Origin of the sequence: Cupriavidus sp. D39 (assembly GCF_026627925.1) — a bacterium.
GTDB lineage: Bacteria > Pseudomonadota > Gammaproteobacteria > Burkholderiales > Burkholderiaceae > Cupriavidus > Cupriavidus ulmosensis.
In genome coordinates this window covers 3251945-3268578 of sequence record NZ_JAPNLE010000009.1, presented here as the reverse complement: position 1 = coordinate 3268578, position 16634 = coordinate 3251945, and the positions used below count along the sequence as shown (strand labels likewise).

10 protein-coding genes and 3 pseudogenes are annotated in these 16634 nt (G+C 66.1%); all 13 read left to right on the top strand.

Annotated elements, in window-relative coordinates; all coding sequences use genetic code 11:
• The first annotated feature begins 1 nt into the window (after window position 1).
• Window positions 2–540: pseudogene (locus OMK73_RS27425) on the top strand (F0F1 ATP synthase subunit delta).
• Between the two features lie 49 nt (window positions 541–589).
• Entirely contained in the window at window positions 590–2131 is a 1542-nt protein-coding gene (atpA, locus tag OMK73_RS27420; protein WP_267604785.1) for a F0F1 ATP synthase subunit alpha, read from the top strand.
• A gap of 74 nt (window positions 2132–2205) precedes the next feature.
• Window positions 2206–3081, top strand: coding sequence for a F0F1 ATP synthase subunit gamma (gene atpG, locus OMK73_RS27415; protein ID WP_267604784.1), 876 nt, complete (start codon window positions 2206–2208; stop codon window positions 3079–3081).
• Between the two features lie 33 nt (window positions 3082–3114).
• The gene (gene atpD, locus OMK73_RS27410) at window positions 3115–4518 is read left to right on the top strand and encodes a F0F1 ATP synthase subunit beta (RefSeq protein ID WP_267604783.1); all 1404 of its coding nucleotides are present in this window, start codon (window positions 3115–3117) and stop codon (window positions 4516–4518) included.
• Window positions 4519–4659: 141 nt separating this feature from the next.
• The gene (locus OMK73_RS27405; protein ID WP_267604782.1) at window positions 4660–5076 is read left to right on the top strand and encodes a F0F1 ATP synthase subunit epsilon; all 417 of its coding nucleotides are present in this window, start codon (window positions 4660–4662) and stop codon (window positions 5074–5076) included.
• 742 nt (window positions 5077–5818) lie between these two features.
• Window positions 5819–6160, top strand: a complete 342-nt coding sequence (locus OMK73_RS27400; protein WP_267604781.1) for a hypothetical protein — start codon at window positions 5819–5821, stop codon at window positions 6158–6160.
• Complete coding sequence (locus OMK73_RS27395) at window positions 6157–6360, top strand: hypothetical protein (protein WP_267604780.1); 204 nt, start codon at window positions 6157–6159, stop codon at window positions 6358–6360. Before OMK73_RS27400 ends, OMK73_RS27395 begins: the two co-directional genes overlap by 4 nt.
• The gene (locus OMK73_RS27390; protein WP_267604779.1) at window positions 6360–6929 is read left to right on the top strand and encodes an RsiV family protein; all 570 of its coding nucleotides are present in this window, start codon (window positions 6360–6362) and stop codon (window positions 6927–6929) included. Before OMK73_RS27395 ends, OMK73_RS27390 begins: the two co-directional genes overlap by 1 nt.
• Entirely contained in the window at window positions 6844–7266 is a 423-nt protein-coding gene (locus OMK73_RS27385) for a CoA-binding protein (RefSeq protein WP_267606533.1), read from the top strand. The genes OMK73_RS27390 and OMK73_RS27385 overlap by 86 nt, the downstream gene beginning before the upstream one ends.
• Window positions 7267–7325: 59 nt before the next feature.
• Window positions 7326–8281 (top strand): annotated as a pseudogene (locus OMK73_RS27380) (alpha/beta hydrolase).
• A gap of 47 nt (window positions 8282–8328) precedes the next feature.
• Window positions 8329–9425: pseudogene (gene hemE, locus OMK73_RS27375) on the top strand (uroporphyrinogen decarboxylase).
• 571 nt (window positions 9426–9996) lie between these two features.
• Window positions 9997–12306 (top strand): primosomal protein N', encoded by a 2310-nt coding sequence (locus OMK73_RS27370; protein ID WP_420715584.1) that lies wholly within the window; start codon window positions 9997–9999, stop codon window positions 12304–12306.
• A gap of 182 nt (window positions 12307–12488) precedes the next feature.
• A complete protein-coding gene (putA, locus tag OMK73_RS27365; RefSeq protein ID WP_267604771.1) occupies window positions 12489–16490 on the top strand; it encodes a trifunctional transcriptional regulator/proline dehydrogenase/L-glutamate gamma-semialdehyde dehydrogenase in 4002 nt (1333 codons plus the stop codon).
• Window positions 16491–16634: the final 144 nt, after the last annotated feature.

Sequence of the window (16634 nt, the reverse complement as noted above, 5' to 3'; positions counted from 1 at the left end):
CATGGCTGAAACCGCAACCATTGCCCGTCCCTACGCCGAGGCGCTGTTCCGCGTCGCGACCGAATCGAGCGGCAATCTGGATGCATGGTCCGAGCTGGTGTCGGAAATGGGGCACGTTGCCGCCAATCCCGACATGAAGGCGGTGGCTGGCGATCCGAACATGCACGGCGACAAGCTGAGCGCACTGTTCCTGTCGGCCCTGAAGTCTCCGGTCAACGACGAAGCCAAGCGCTTCGTCAGCCTGCTGGTGGCTAACCACCGCCTGTCGGTATTGCCGGAAATCGCCGAGCAGTTCCATGCGCTCAAGAACGACCGTGAAGGGTCGGCTGATGTCGAGATCACGAGTGCCTTCCCCTTGAGGGCGCAAGCCTGACCGACCTCGTCGCCGCGCTCGAACGCAAGTTCGGCCGCAAGCTGCAGCCCTCGGTTGCGGTGGACCCGTCGCTGATTGGCGGCGTGCGCGTCAAGGTCGGCGACGAAGTGCTCGACACCTCCGTGCGTGCGCGCCTGGCAGCAATGCAAGTGGCGCTGACCGCATGATGCGCGAGAAGCGCACCAGCCGACGGATTGAAGAATTAGGAGCATTGTGATGCAACTGAACCCCTCAGAAATCAGCGAGCTGATCAAGTCCCGCATCTCGGGTCTTGGCGCCGACGCTGAAGTGCGCAACACCGGCACGGTAATTTCCGTGACCGATGGTATCTGCCGCGTGCACGGCCTGTCCGGCGTGATGCAGGGCGAGATGCTGGAATTCCCCGGCAACACGTTCGGTCTCGCACTGAACCTCGAGCGCGACTCTGTCGGCGCCGTGGTGCTGGGCGAGTATGAACACATTTCGGAAGGCGACCCGGTCAAGTGCACCGGCCGCATTCTGGAAGTGCCGGTTGGCAAGGAACTGCTGGGCCGCGTGGTCAACACGCTGGGTCAGCCGATCGACGGCAAGGGCCCGATCAACGCCAAAGAAACCGACGTGATCGAAAAGGTTGCCCCTGGCGTGATCGCACGTCAGTCGGTGAGCCAGCCGGTGCAGACCGGCCTGAAGTCGATCGACGCGATGGTGCCGATCGGCCGTGGCCAGCGCGAGCTGATCATTGGCGACCGCCAGACCGGCAAGACCGCCGTCGCTGTCGACGCCATCATCAACCAGAAGGGCAAGGGCGTTTTCTGCGTCTACGTGGCAATCGGTCAGAAGGCTTCGACCGTGAACAACGTGGTGCGCAAGCTCGAAGAACTGGGCGCGATGGAATACACCATCGTCGTCGCAGCCACGGCTTCGGACTCCGCCGCCATGCAGTACCTGGCTGCCTACGCCGGTTGCACGATGGGCGAGTACTTCCGCGACCGCGGCGAAGACGCGCTGATCGTCTATGACGACCTGACCAAGCAAGCCTGGGCCTACCGCCAGGTGTCGCTGCTGCTGCGCCGCCCGCCGGGCCGCGAAGCCTACCCCGGCGACGTGTTCTACCTGCACTCGCGTCTGCTCGAGCGCGCAGCCCGCGTGAACGCCGACTACGTCGAGAAGTTCACCAAGGGTGCCGTGACCGGCAAGACCGGCTCGCTGACCGCGCTGCCCGTGATCGAAACGCAGGCTGGCGACGTGTCCGCTTTCGTGCCGACCAACGTGATCTCGATCACCGACGGCCAGATCTTCCTGGAAACCGACCTGTTCAACGCTGGTATCCGCCCCGCAATCAACGCCGGTATCTCGGTGTCGCGCGTTGGTGGTGCCGCCCAGACCAAGGTCATCAAGAAGCTGTCCGGCGGTATCCGTACCGACTTGGCCCAGTACCGTGAGCTGGCTGCGTTCGCGCAGTTCGCTTCCGACCTGGACGATGCCACCCGCAAGCAGCTGGAGCGCGGCCGCCGCGTGACGGAACTGCTCAAGCAGGCTCAATACCTGCCGCTGCAGGTGTGGCAGCTGGCCGCGTCGCTGTACGCAGCCAACAACGGCTTCCTCGACAACGTGGAAGTGAAGGACATTCTCCCGTTCGAGAAGGGCCTGCACGACCATCTGAAGACCAAGTACGCCGACCTCATCAACCGCATCGAAGATACCAAGGATCTTTCGAAGGAAGATGAAGCCACGCTGCGTGCCGCGATCGAGGATTTCAAGAAGTCCGCCGCGTTCTAACCGCGCAATTCCACGAAACTGCGCCGGTGCCGTTGCCATGACGGCGCCGGGGCAGCACGAATGGAGAGGAAGATATGGCCGGAACGAAAGAAATTCGAACCAAGATCAAGAGCGTGCAAAACACGCGCAAGATCACCAAGGCGATGGAGATGGTCGCCGCGTCCAAGATGCGCAAGGCGCAGGAACGGATGCGTAACGCCCGTCCTTACGCTGAGAAAGTGCGCAATATCGCGGCGCATCTGGCTGAAGCCAACCCCGAGTTCAAGCACCCCTTCATGGTGGCACGCGAAGTCAAGCGCGCCGGCATGATCGTGGTGACGACCGACAAGGGGCTGTGCGGCGGGATGAACACGAACGTGCTGCGCGCGGTGACCAATGAACTGCGTGAGCTGCAAGGCCGCGGCGTGCAGGTGCAAAGCACCGCCATTGGCTCCAAGGGCATGCAGTTCCTGGGCCGCATCGGCGCCAAGGTGATTTCGCACGTAGTGCACCTCGGTGACACCCCGCATCTGGAAAAACTGATCGGTGCGATCAAGGTCCAGCTCGACGCCTTCACCAATGGTGAGGTGGACGCTGTGTACCTGGCTTACACCAAGTTCATCAATACGATGAAGCAGGAGCCGATGGTGGAGCAGCTGCTGCCGCTCCCCGCCGACAAGTTTGCCCAGACCGAAGATGAAAAGCGCGCCTACTCGTGGGATTACATCTACGAGCCCGACGCACAGACCGTAGTGGAAGAACTGTTGGTCCGCTACGTCGAAGCGCTGGTGTACCAGGCCGTGGCCGAGAACATGGCGTCCGAGCAGTCGGCGCGCATGGTGGCCATGAAGGCGGCATCCGACAATGCCAAGAACGTGATCGGCGAACTGCAACTGGTCTACAACAAGACCCGTCAGGCAGCGATTACCAAGGAACTGTCGGAAATCGTCAGCGGTGCCGCAGCCGTCTAAGGCGTCAAGTATTCAAGCTATCGGAGATACGAAATGAGTATCGGAAATATTGTGCAGTGTATTGGCGCCGTGGTGGACATCGAGTTCCCCCGCGACGCGCTGCCGAAGGTGTACGAAGCGCTCGTGCTGGAAGACAGCAACGAAGCCTCGTTCGCCGAGAAGGGCCTGACCTTCGAAGTGCAGCAACAGCTGGGTGACGGCGTGGTGCGTACCATTGCCCTCGGCTCGTCGGACGGCCTGCGCCGCGGCATGGCAGTGAAGGGCACTGGCGCCCCGATCTCGGTGCCCGTCGGTCACGGCACGCTGGGCCGGATCATGGACGTGCTGGGTCGTCCCATCGACGAAGCTGGCCCGATCCAATCGGACGAGCTGCGCTCGATCCACCAGAAGGCCCCGAAGTTCGACGAACTGTCGCCTTCGGTTGACCTGCTGGAAACCGGCATCAAGGTGATCGACCTGGTCTGCCCGTTCGCAAAGGGCGGTAAGGTTGGCCTGTTCGGTGGCGCCGGCGTCGGCAAGACCGTGAACATGATGGAGCTCATCAACAACATCGCCAAGCAGCACAGCGGTTTGTCGGTGTTCGCCGGCGTGGGCGAGCGTACCCGTGAAGGGAACGACTTCTACCACGAAATGAAGGACTCGAACGTTCTCGACAAGGTGGCCATGGTGTTCGGCCAGATGAACGAGCCGCCGGGCAACCGTCTGCGCGTGGCACTGTCCGGCCTGACCATGGCCGAGAAGTTCCGCGACGAAGGCCGTGACATCCTGTTCTTCGTCGACAACATCTACCGCTACACGCTGGCCGGTACCGAAGTGTCCGCACTGCTGGGCCGTATGCCTTCTGCAGTGGGTTACCAGCCGACGCTGGCCGAGGAAATGGGCAAGCTGCAAGAGCGCATCACCTCGACCAAGACCGGCTCGATCACGTCGATCCAGGCCGTGTACGTGCCTGCGGATGACTTGACCGACCCGTCGCCTGCCACCACCTTCCTGCACCTGGACTCGACCGTCGTGCTGTCGCGTGACATCGCCGCGCTGGGTATCTACCCGGCAGTCGATCCGCTCGACTCGACCTCGCGTCAGCTGGACCCGCAAGTCGTGGGTCAAGAGCACTACGACGTGGCCCGTCGCGTGCAGCAAACGCTGCAACGCTACAAGGAACTGCGCGACATTATCGCGATTCTGGGCATGGACGAACTGTCGCCCGAAGACAAGCAGTCGGTATCGCGCGCTCGTAAGATCCAGCGTTTCCTGTCGCAGCCCTTCCACGTTGCGGAAGTGTTCACGGGTTCGCCGGGCAAGTACGTCACGCTGAAGGAAACCATCCGCGGCTTCAAGATGCTGGTGGACGGCGAGTGCGATCACCTGCCGGAGCAAGCGTTCTACATGGTCGGATCGATCGACGAAGCCTTCGAGAAGGCCAAGAAGCTCCAGTAAGCGGCGTCTTTCGCTGCCGGCGCCGTAGTGGCGGTCTAGCCACGGACAGCAATGTCCGGGGCGGCCGCCCTCAGCCTGGCAGCGGAATACATGCTTCCTGGCAACGGGTAGCCGAAGCTTTCAGGGACTAAAGGAATTCACATGGCAACCATTCTTGTAGACGTCGTCAGCGCCGAATCGTCGATCTTCTCCGGTCAGGCGAAGTTCGTGGCACTGCCGGGCGAGTCGGGCGAGCTGGGTATCCTGCCGGGCCATACGCCGCTGATTACGCGTATCCAGCCGGGCGCGGTGCGCATCGAGAAGGAAGACGGCAGCGAAGAGTTCGTCTTCGTGGCCGGCGGGATTCTCGAAGTCCAGCCCAAGCACGTCACCGTGCTGGCGGACACCGCTATCCGCGGCAGCGACCTCGACGAAGCCAAGGCGCAGCAAGCCAAGCGCGCCGCCGAGGAGCTGATGCAGAACCAGAGCGGCGATCTCGACCTCGCACGTGCGCAGGGCGAGCTGGCTGTGGCTACTGCGCAGCTGGCTGCCATCGCGCGCCTGCGCCGGAAACGGTAAGAAAAGCAGGGCCGCCGCAGCTGTTGTTTTTTGGCGGCGGCGAAAAAAGGCAGCTGCGAGGCTGCCTTTTTTATGCCAACGACTATTCTGTCGACTCAGAACAAAAAAAGCGCGCGGGCCGGGGAGGCTCCGCGCGGACGGGAAAATCCCTTCGAGGGGTCAATTCGAAGGAACGGGTAAGGTCCAGGTCAACCAACAGGCGCTAACCACATTCTTTGTGGCCCAGCACCCGGTCAGGCGGTATTGATCGCATTCAGACGATCCAACCAGCCGGAACCGGCAAGCGCCAACATCATCTCAACCTGGTACACCGATCACAGGCATCGCCTGCGATCCGGTCAATCTGGGTGGGAATTCTTCCTTAGGCTTTCTTCACTGACGCCCTCCCTTTCTGTTTGGGGGAGGGAACGCCTTTCACAAAAACTGATTGTGTTAAAGCATTGTGGGGGAAACTTTTGGGGATGGCAGTAACAAAATGTATCGGTTTGCAAGAAGTTGAAAGCGCGGTAACTAAATAAGCGTCTAAATAGGCATGTTAGACCACATGTCACCGCACTCGCTGCCAGGCGGCGGGAACATCACCATGCGGCGCGGGTCCGATAGCTTTCGCTGATCCTGCCATCCGCCTTGCGGTCCGGCCACCGACTGCCATGCCGCTTTCCTTCCCCTTTACTCCTTTTGCCCCTTTGCCCAGGCCCCCGTCCATATCGCGAGAGGCCTTGTCCAGCATTGGCTGGCGGCGTTGCTGGCCACGTCTTTCGTCGCGGCTGGCCAGGTTGGCGCAGCCGAGCCGCAAGCCCCCATCGGTGTGCTCTGGCAAGGGGAGCTCGACGGCCACGTACAGGTATCGCTGACGATATTTCCTCGCGTGGGGACCGAAGCGATCGAAGGCATAGCCCGTTACGATTCAATGCTCGCCGCCGCGCCGCGTCAACTCGATGGCCAATTGACATCCGATGGACGGTTGAGTGTGCACGAGCGCGCTACCGGCCAGGCGCCTGTTGAGTATCCCGAAGCCCGCGATGGTGCACGTTTCGAGGGCATCTTCTCCTCCGATGGGTTGAGTGTCAGGGGGAATGGATGAATACTGACGGTACCCGCCGCCAGGCGTTGACGCTCACGCGCAAGGCAATCTATCGCGAGCGCACCGTGGATGTGGCTGGTGCGCGTCTTACCGAACGTTATCCCGAAACCGGCCGCCCACGCCTGGACGCGCTGATCACGTCACTGCGTGCCGGCGGCTGCGGCCAGGAGAGCAGGAGTGCCGCAGCGCGATCGAGCTGATGCGGCTGGATGCCGGTAATGTCAGCCTGCTACGTACCACCTGGCGCTACAGCGGTGGCGCGCATGGCAGCCTCGACTACGTGAGTGGCACCTGGCGGCGTCATGCCCCTGCGAGTGCAACGGCATCCGCGCCGGCTGCCCAGCCGGTCTATCGCCCGGTCGGGCTGGCCGATCTCCTGCAGCCGGGCGAGGCCTGCCTGCAAAAATTCAACGACGAGATACAGGCTGCACTGAAGCGGCAGGGCGCAGCCGAGCCCGCGCGTGGCGTGCTCGACGCACAAGCCCTGCAGGAATCGGGCGTCCTGTTTACCCTGTACCGCGGTGGCGTGGTGTTGCACTACGCCCCTTATGCGGTCGGCCCATTTGCGCAGGTCTCCTACCAGGTGGCGGTGCCGTTCGCGCGGCTGGGCAGCTGTGCCCGCCCGGGGGCACCGGCCGCGATCAGTCCCCCGAACCCAACGAGAAGGAATCGACGTGAGCGAGATGCAGACAGCCATACGCAGCATGCTGGCAATGAAGACCGTAGCCGTGGCCGGCCTGTCCGGGCACCCGGACAGGCCCAGCCATGAAGTCGCCGCCTACCTGCAGCGCCACGGCTATCGCATTGTCCCCGTCAATCCGCGCCATGCGGGCGAGCGCATCCTGGGCGAGACCTGCCACGCCAGCCTGGCCGAGGCCGCTGCGGCCTTGGCCAAGTCGGGGCAGCGCATCGAGTGGGTCGATATCTTCCGCCGCGCCCCCGATGTGCCGCCGGTGGTCGAGGATGCCATCGCGATCGGCGCGCGAGGCGTCTGGCTGCAACTCGGCATCGTCAACGACGAGGCCTTTGCCCGGGCCACCGCCGCCGGGTTGCTGGCGGTGCAGGACCGCTGCAGCAAGATCGAGCTGATGCGCCAGGCTGCCTGATCCCGCTAAACTAGCCACCCTAGCTCCCAATCCCGCTCCCAATCCAGCCCCAAGCAGCCATGGCCATCGATCCCCAGCTTCTCGACTACTACCGCCGGCTCTCCGAACGCTACGCCGGCCAGCCCGAGCCGGCCGACGCCGCGGGCCGCCGCGCGCGCTTCGCCGAGATCGCGGCAACTTCGGTCGTGCCCGACCCGGAAGGCATCCAGGCCACCGACATGGAGCTGGCGTTGCCCGGCCGCACGCTGGCGGCGCGGTTGTTCCGCCCGGGGGCGTGGCCGAGCCGCGCCTGATCGTCTATTTCCACGGTGGCGGCTGGGTGCTGGGCTCGCATGACACGCATCACAGCGTGGCAGCGATGCTCGCCGCCGACACCGGCTGCGCGGTGGCCAGCGTTGATTACCGGCTGGCGCCGGAGCATCCGTTCCCCGCGCCGTGCGACGACGCGCTGCAGGCGGTGCTGTGGTTTGCCGAGCAACGTGTCCGGTTGCGCCTGGACGCGGGCTTCCTGGCCGTGGCGGGCGACAGCGCTGGCGGGCACCTGGCGGCGCAGGCCGCGCGCTGGGCCAATGCGCACGGGCGCCCCGGCCTGGTCAACGCTCAGTTGCTGATCTATCCCGTGGCCGCGCCCGTGCTGGCCAGCGAAAGCTATCGCGCCTTCGCGGATGGCCCCGGCCTCACCCGCGACGAGATGGCCTGGTTCTGGACGGCATTCATCGGCGCCGAGCGCCTTGCCGCCGGCGCCGCCATCGAAGACACGCGCATCCACCTGATGGGCGCCGCGCCACAGCACCTGCCTCCGGCCAGCGTGGTGGTGGTTGCCGCCCACGACGTGCTGCGCGACGACGGCCTGGCCTACGCCGACTACCTGGTGCGCTATGGCGCGCCGGTGATCACGCTGGAGGCAAGCGGCATGACGCATGGCTTTGCCCGCCTGCAGCCCGACGCCCCGCGCGCGCGCGAATGGATGCGCCGCGCCGCGCAGGCCTTCAAGGAACTGGCGGCGGATATCTAAGCTGCCGGCAGCGGCCGGCCATCCCGTAAAATGGCGGTCTTACGAGGATGACCATGACCGCATTGCAGAACGATACCTTCCTGCGCGCGCTGCGCCGGCAACCGACCGAGTACACCCCGCTGTGGCTGATGCGTCAGGCGGGGCGCTACCTGCCCGAATACAATGCCACGCGCGCTCGCGCCGGCAGCTTCCTGGGCCTGGCCAAGAACCCGGCCTACGCGACCGAGGTTACCCTGCAACCCCTCGAGCGCTATCCGCTCGACGCGGCCATCCTCTTCTCCGACATCCTGACCGTGCCCGATGCCATGGGCCTCGGGCTTTCGTTCGCGCAGGGCGAAGGCCCGCGCTTTGCCCACCCGCTGCGCACCGAGGGCGACGTCAAGAAGCTGGCGGTGCCGGATATGGCCTCGCTGTCCTACGTGTTCGACGCGGTCAGCGAGATCCGCCGGGCGCTGGTGCAGGACGGCCGCCAGCGCGTGCCGCTGATCGGCTTCTCGGGCAGCCCCTGGACGCTGGCCTGCTACATGGTCGAGGGCGCCGGCTCCTCCGATTTCCGCACGGTCAAGGCCATGATGTACAGCCGCCCCGACCTGATGCAGCGCATCCTGGAGATCAACGCGCAGGCCGTGTCGGCCTACCTGAATGCGCAGATCGAGGCAGGTGCCCAGGCCGTGATGCTGTTCGATACCTGGGGCGGCACGCTGGCAGACGGCATGTATCAGGCCTTCTCCTGGCCTATATGCGCAAGGTGCTGGCCGGACTGAAGCGCGAGCACAACGGCGAGCAGGTGCCGGCCATCGTGTTCACCAAGGGCGGCGGCTTGTGGCTGGAAGCGCTCACCGAGATCGGCGCCGATGCGCTCGGCCTGGACTGGACGGTCAACCTGGCGCAGGCGCGCCGCCGTACTGGCGGCAAGGTGGCCCTGCAGGGCAACATCGACCCCAATGTGCTGTTTGCGCCGGAGGCCGCGATTCGCGAGCAGGTGCGTGGCGTGCTCGACAGCTACGCCAGCGGCGGCGGCTGCGACGGACACGTCTTCAACCTCGGCCATGGCATCTCCCAGTTCACCCCGCCCGAGAATGTGACGGTGCTGGTGGACGAGGTGCATCGCTACAGCCGGCAGCTGCGCACCGCGGCAAGGTGACAGCCGATGCACGTCTTCCCTCCTTCCCGGGGGTACCGCCTGTGCGGCGCAGCGAGCCAGCCTCGCGCGCCGCATCGGGACGCTCGGGTGCCGGGGGAGGCTTGCCCGAAGCGCTGTCAAGTAAACTATTTTGCAATATTTCGCCCTTTCGGTGCCGGTTCGCGCTTGTCAAGGCTTGACTTATGCACATCAATGGGTTTTCCGCAGTGCAAGACCGGGTTAGTCCTTAACTCATCTGAGGGAGGTCGCCAAGTCCTTGATTTACAAGGCATTGCATCTAGCCACGCACAGGCTGGAATGCCCGTGGGAGCCTTGTTTTACGGGGCTTGGCGGGAACTCCGGACGAGTTTTCAACAAAGTTATCCACAGGCGGTGCCCGGGGCCGGGAAAACCAGCCATCTATCATCGACTTAGGGGCACATTTGAAGCGTTACTTTAAGTTGATGTTGCACCGCACACTTATTTTGTCTGGAAAGCGGCTCAGTCCCGGTCTGCACACACATTGGGCTTTCTCGCCCCAATCTGGACCGTACCCACTGCTGCGCTGGACGATCGGTCCGGGAGGCGCGGCGTGACGTCGCCGGCGATCCCCGACGAAGCCGGTCCGGCCGCCGCAGAGCCCTCCGGCCGCGCACCGCTTGCCGTGGTGCAGGTGGCCCTCGATACGCCGGCTGACGATGTCTTCGATTACCTTGCTGGGCCGGAAGTACAGCCCGGCGAACTGGTCACGGTGCCGTTCGGCCGCCGCACGCTGGTCGGCGTGGCCGTATCGCGTTGCGCGCACTCCGATGTACCCGCCGACAAGCTGCGTGCCGTGGCGCAGCGCCTGGACTGGCTGCCGCCGCTTGGCGCCCACTGGATCGCGCTGGCGGGCTTTGCTGCTCGCTATTACCACCGCTGCCTCGGCGAAGTCATGCTGCCCGCGTTGCCCCCCGCATTGCGCGAGGCCGACGGCTGGGCGCGGCTGGCACTGCGTGCCCGCAGCGAACACTACCGCGTAGCCCCGGGGCAGGGCGAGGCGCTGTTGGCGGCGGTGCCGCCGCGCGCCCGCACCGTGCTGGCGCTGGCTCAGGCGCTGGTGGCTGCAGCCAGGCAAGGGCAGGCGGTATCCGCCGCCGAGGCGCGCGTGCTCTGCAGCGCGGCGCCGTCGCGCCTGGCGGAGTGGGCCGAGGCCGGCTGGGTGACCTCCGAGCGGGCCGACCAGCCCTTGCTGGGCGCGCCCTCGGCTGCCGAGCCGTCCACCGCGCCGCCGCTGCACGAAGAGCAGCGCGTGGCCGTGGAGGCGATCGGGCAGGCCAAGGGATTTGCGCCCTTCCTGCTCCATGGCGTCACCGGCAGCGGCAAGACCGAGGTCTACCTGCACGCCATGGCCGAAGTGCTGGCGCGCGATGCGCAGGCGCAGGTGCTGATGCTGGTGCCCGAGATCAACCTCACCCCGCAGCTGCAAGGCCGGATTGCCTCGCGCTTCCCCCATCTGCCGCTCGCAGTGCTGCACAGCGGCCTGGCCGACCAGGAGCGCACCCTGCAGTGGCTGGCCGCGCACCGCGGCGAGGCCCGCATCGTGTTGGGCACGCGGCTGGCGGTGCTGGCTTCGCTGCCGCACCTGGCGCTGATCGTGGTCGACGAGGAGCACGACACCTCCTACAAGCAGCAGGAAGGCCTGCGCTACTCCGCACGCGACCTGGCCGTATGGCGGGCCAAGCAGCTCGGCGCGGCCGTGGTGCTGGGCTCCGCCACGCCGTCCATGGAGTCCTGGTGGCGCGCGGAGCAGGGCACCTACCGCAAGCTGGTGCTGCGCGAGCGTGCCCAGACCGACGCCACGCTGCCCACGGTACGCCTGATCGATATCAACCAGGAACGCCAGCGCCAGCGCGCTCTCTACGAAGGCCTGTCGGTGCCGTTGCTCAACGCCATCGAGGCCCGCCTGCACCGCGGCGAACAGAGCCTGCTGTTCCTGAACCGTCGCGGCTACGCCCCGGTGCTCGCTTGCGACAGCTGCGGCTGGCTCTCCGGCTGCCCGCGCTGCTCGGCCTATATGGTGCTGCACCGGCCTGAGCGCCGCCTGCGCTGCCACCATTGCGGCCTGGAATCCCCCGTGCCGCATCACTGCCCGGATTGCGGCAATGTGGACGTGGCGCCGCTTGGACGAGGCACTCAGCGCATCGAGGAAGCCCTGGCCGCCCGCTTCCCGCAAGCCCGCATTGCCCGCATCGATGCCGATTCCACGCGCCGCAAGGGCAGTGCCCAGGCCATGTTCGACGAGGTCCACGCGGGCGAGGTCGACATCCTGGTCGGCACCCAGATGGTGGCCAAGGGACACGACTTCCAGCGCGTGACCCTGGTCGGCATCGTCCATCCGGACGCCGCCATGTTCAGCCACGATTTCCGCGCGGCCGAGCACTTGTTTGCCTCCCTGATGCAGGTGGCAGGGCGCGCCGGAAGGGCGGGGCTGGCGGGCGAGGTGCTGATCCAGACCCGCTATCCCGATGCATCGGCATTGCAGGCATTGGTACGCCATGACTATGATGGATTCGCGGCGACCCAGTTGCGCGAGCGCCGCCAGGCCGGGTTGCCCCTGTTTGCCTACCAGGTGCTCGTCACGGCCGACCATGCCGAGTTGGAGCGTGCGCTGGCGTTCCTCCAGAGCGCACGGAATCGTGCCGATGCGTGCCGGATGGCGCCGGAGGTGCAACTCCATGATCCGGTACCGATGTCGATGGTGCGGGTGGCTAACCGGGAGCGGGCGCAGATGTTGGTGGAAAGCACTTCACGCCTTGCGTTGCAACGATTCATCAGCGAGTGGGTGCAAACTTTCGGCGAGGCGCTGGCCGATGCCAAGGGCGTTCGCTGGCAACTGGAGATTGATCCCTTGCGAATCTGAGTGACGTTCGGAAGCGCTCGGGCCAGCGCAGCACATGGTACGGTGCAACCACATTTCCAACAGGACATGAGTGGTTGTACCTAGTTGCACCTTTGATTTGCCCCGGAGTATGATCGCGCCAATCTGCAGGTTTCCCCGCGGTAACGGAAACCAGCGTCCGCGTCTTACGGAGAATCAAGCGCATGGCCACCACCACCCTCGGCGTCAAACTCGACGACGCCTCCCGCGAGCGCCTCAAGCGTGTTGCCCAGTCGATCGACCGCACGCCGCACTGGCTGATCAAGCAGGCGATCTTCACCTACCTTGAGCAAGTCGAGCGGGGCCACATCCCGCATGAGACCAGTGCCGCCGGTACGGGGAGCGAGGGCGCGGCGGACGGCGCCGATGGCTTTGATGGCGCGTCCGGCGACGGCGCCGTGCAGCCTTTCCTGGAATTCGCCCAGAGCGTGCAGCCGCAGTCGGTGCTGCGCGCGGCGATCACAGCCGGTTATCGCCGCCCGGAGTCCGAGTGCGTGCCGGTGCTGCTGGAGCAGGCCCGGCTGCCGCATCAGCAGGCCGAAGCCGCCCTGGCCATGGCCCGGACCCTGGCCACGCGGCTGCGCGAGCGCAAGGTCGGCACCGGCCGCGAAGGGCTGGTGCAAGGCCTGATCCAGGAATTCTCGCTGTCGTCGCAGGAAGGCGTGGCGCTGATGTGCCTGGCCGAGGCGCTGCTGCGCATTCCCGACAAGGCCACCCGCGACGCGCTGATCCGCGACAAGATCAGCGGCGCCAACTGGCAGTCCCACCTGGGCCAGAGCCCGTCGGTGTTCGTCAACGCCGCCACCTGGGGCTTGCTGTTTACCGGGAGGCTGGTGGCCACCCATACCGAGGCCGGCCTGTCCAAGGCGCTGACCCGCATCATCGGCAAGGGCGGCGAGCCGCTGATCCGCAAGGGCGTGGACATGGCGATGCGCCTGATGGGCGAGCAGTTCGTCACCGGCGAGACCATTTCCGAGGCGCTCGCCAACGCGCGCAAGTACGAGGCCGAGGGCTTCCGTTACTCCTACGACATGCTGGGCGAGGCGGCCATGACCGAGGCCGACGCGCAGCGCTACCTGGCCTCCTACCAGCAGGCCATCAACGCCATCGGCCAGGCTTCGCGCGGGCGCGGCATCTATGAAGGCCCGGGCATCTCGATCAAGCTCTCGGCGCTGCATCCGCGCTACAGCCGCGCGCAGCACGAGCGCGTCATCAGCGAGCTGTACGGCCGCCTCAAGTCGCTGACCTTGCTGGCCCGCCAGTACGACATCGGCATCAATATCGATGCCGAGGAAGCCGACCGCCTGGAGATCTCGCTCGACCTGCTCGAGCGCCTGTGCTTCGAGCCCGAGCTGGCCGGCTGGAACGGCATCGGCTTCGTGGTGCAGGGCTACCAGAAGCGCTGCCCGTTCGTGATCGACTACCTGATCGACCTGGCCCGCCGCAGCCGCCACCGCCTGATGATCCGCCTGGTCAAGGGCGCGTACTGGGACAGCGAGATCAAGCGCGCCCAGGTGGACGGGCTGGAGGGCTATCCGGTCTACACGCGCAAGGTCTATACCGACGTGTCCTACGTGGCCTGCGCGCGCAAGCTGCTGTCGGTGCCGGACGTGATCTACCCGCAGTTCGCTACCCATAATGCCCACACGCTGGCGGCCATCTACCAGATCGCCGGCCACAACTATTATCCTGGCCAGTACGAGTTCCAGTGCCTGCACGGCATGGGCGAGCCGCTGTACGACCAGGTGGTCGGCCCGCTGGCCGACGGCAAGTTCAACCGCCCGTGCCGGATCTACGCGCCGGTCGGCACGCACGAGACGCTACTGGCCTACCTGGTGCGTCGCCTGCTGGAAAACGGCGCCAACACATCCTTCGTCAACCGCATCGCCGACGACACCATCTCGCTGGACGAGCTGGTGGCCGATCCGGTCGCCGTGGTCGAGCAGATGCACGCCGAGGAAGGCGCGCTGGGCCTGCCGCACCCGCGCATTGCGCAGCCGCGCAACCTCTACGGCGAGTCGCGCGCCAATTCCGCCGGCATCGACCTGTCCAACGAGCATCGCCTGGCTTCGCTGTCGTCCGCGCTGCTGGCCGGCACCAGCGAGGCGGTCACCGCCGTGCCGCTGCTGGGCACGCAAGCCGCCACCGGCGAGGACGCCAACCAGCCGGCGCCCGTGCGCAACCCATCCGACCTGCGCGACGTGGTCGGCCATGTCACCGAAGCCAGCATGGCCGAAGTGGAAGCCGCGCTGCAGGCCGCCGTCAACGCCGCGCCGATCTGGCAGGCGACCCCGGCCGATGTGCGCGCCGCCGCGCTGGAACGCACCGCGGAACTGATGGAAGCGCAGATGCAGTCCCTGATGGGCATCATCATGCGCGAGGCCGGCAAGACGTTCTCCAATGCCATCGCCGAAGTGCGCGAGGCGGTGGACTTCCTGCGCTATTACGCCGCGCAGGTGCGTGAAACGTTCTCCAGCGACACCCATCGCCCGCTCGGCCCGGTGGTCTGCATCAGCCCGTGGAATTTCCCGCTGGCCATCTTTACCGGCCAGGTCGCGGCCGCGCTGGCTGCCGGCAACACCGTGCTGGCCAAGCCCGCCGAGCAGACCCCGCTGATTGCCGCCCAGGCCGTGCGCCTGCTGCGCGAGGCAGGCGTGCCGGCCGGCGCGGTGCAACTGCTGCCGGGCCGTGGCGAAACCGTGGGCGCAGCGCTGGTGGGCGACGCCCGCGTCAAGGGCGTGATGTTCACCGGCTCCACCGAAGTGGCGCGGCTGTTGCAACGTAGCGTGGCCGGCCGCCTGGACGCCGCCGGCCGCCCGGTGCCGCTGATCGCCGAGACCGGCGGCCAGAACGCGATGATCGTGGACTCCTCCGCGCTGGCCGAGCAGGTGGTTGGCGACGTGGTGAACTCCGCCTTCGACTCGGCCGGCCAGCGCTGCTCCGCGCTGCGCGTGCTGTGCCTGCAGGAAGAGGTGGCCGACCGCGTGCTGGAAATGCTCAAAGGCGCCATGAATGAGCTCACCATGGGCAACCCGGACCGCCTGTCCACCGACGTCGGCCCGGTGATCGACGAGGAGGCGCGCGGCAACATCGTGCGCCATATCGACGCCATGCGTGCCAAGGGCCGCCGTGTCCACCAGGCCGACCCGGATGGCGCGGCCAGCGCGGCCTGCCGCAATGGCACCTTCGTCTCGCCGACGCTGATCGAGCTCGACAGCATCGAAGAGCTGCAGCGCGAAGTCTTTGGCCCCGTGCTGCACGTGGTGCGCTACCCGCGCGCTGGCCTCGACACGCTGCTTGAGCAGATCAACGGCACCGGCTACGGCCTGACCATGGGCATCCACACCCGCATCGACGAGACCATCGAGCACATCGTCGAGCGCGCGGAAGTGGGCAACCTCTACGTCAACCGCAATATCGTGGGCGCGGTGGTGGGCGTGCAGCCCTTCGGCGGCGAAGGCCTGTCCGGCACCGGCCCCAAGGCGGGCGGCCCGCTGTACCTGCATCGCCTGTTGTCGGTCTGCCCGCAGGACGCCGTGGCCCGCGTGGTGCGCGCCTCCGACACCCTCGGCGGCGCCGACGAGAACAGCCCGGTGCGCCGCACGCTGACCGAGGCACTGGGTACGCTCAAGGAATGGGCGCAGCGCGAGAGCGCGGCGCTGCCCGAACTGGCGGCGGCGTGCGAGCGCTTTGCCACGGCCTCGGCGGCCGGCCTGTCGGTCACGCTGCCCGGCCCCACCGGAGAGCGCAACACTTATACCCTGCTGCCGCGTGCAGCCGTGCTGTGCCTGGCCCAGCAGGAGGCCGACCTGGCCGTCCAGCTGGCGGCGGTACTGGCGGCCGGCAGCCAGGCTGTGTGGGTTGAAAGCCCCATGGCCCGGGCCCTGTTTGCCCGCCTGCCCAAGGCAGTACAATCGCGCGTCCGCCTGGTGGCCGACTGGTCGGCCAGCGACACCGGCTTCGACGCGGTCCTGCACCATGGCGATTCCGACCAGTTGCGCGCGGTGTGCGAGCAGCTGGCCACGCGCCCGGGCCCCATTATTTCGGTGCAAGGCCTGGCGCACGGTGAACCGAATGTAGCCATCGAGCGTTTGTTGATCGAGCGTTCGCTGTCCGTCAATACGGCGGCAGCGGGCGGCAATGCCAGTTTGATGACGATCGGCTAACCGCCGGGCGTTGATCGAAGCGACGCGAGGCAGCGGCGATCCCGCAGACCTCGCGTATTTGAAAATCGGGAAGCGTTTCGCGCCACACCCGGACGCGTCCAAAAACGCAGCAAAGGCTATAGAGAATAGCCACCAAGGAGAACA

What these genes read in the sequence shown, in the direction of transcription:
- OMK73_RS27385 (WP_267606533.1), top strand. Translation starts at nt 6,844, where the DNA reads ATGCAGACAGCCATACGCAGCATGCTGGCAATGAAGACCGTAGCCGTG.
- OMK73_RS27405 (WP_267604782.1), top strand. Translation starts at nt 4,660, where the DNA reads ATGGCAACCATTCTTGTAGACGTCGTCAGCGCCGAATCGTCGATCTTC.
- atpD (WP_267604783.1), top strand. Translation starts at nt 3,115, where the DNA reads ATGAGTATCGGAAATATTGTGCAGTGTATTGGCGCCGTGGTGGACATC.
- atpA (WP_267604785.1), top strand. Translation starts at nt 590, where the DNA reads ATGCAACTGAACCCCTCAGAAATCAGCGAGCTGATCAAGTCCCGCATC.
- OMK73_RS27395 (WP_267604780.1), top strand. Translation starts at nt 6,157, where the DNA reads ATGAATACTGACGGTACCCGCCGCCAGGCGTTGACGCTCACGCGCAAG.
- OMK73_RS27390 (WP_267604779.1), top strand. Translation starts at nt 6,360, where the DNA reads ATGCGGCTGGATGCCGGTAATGTCAGCCTGCTACGTACCACCTGGCGC.
- atpG (WP_267604784.1), top strand. Translation starts at nt 2,206, where the DNA reads ATGGCCGGAACGAAAGAAATTCGAACCAAGATCAAGAGCGTGCAAAAC.
- putA (WP_267604771.1), top strand. Translation starts at nt 12,489, where the DNA reads ATGGCCACCACCACCCTCGGCGTCAAACTCGACGACGCCTCCCGCGAG.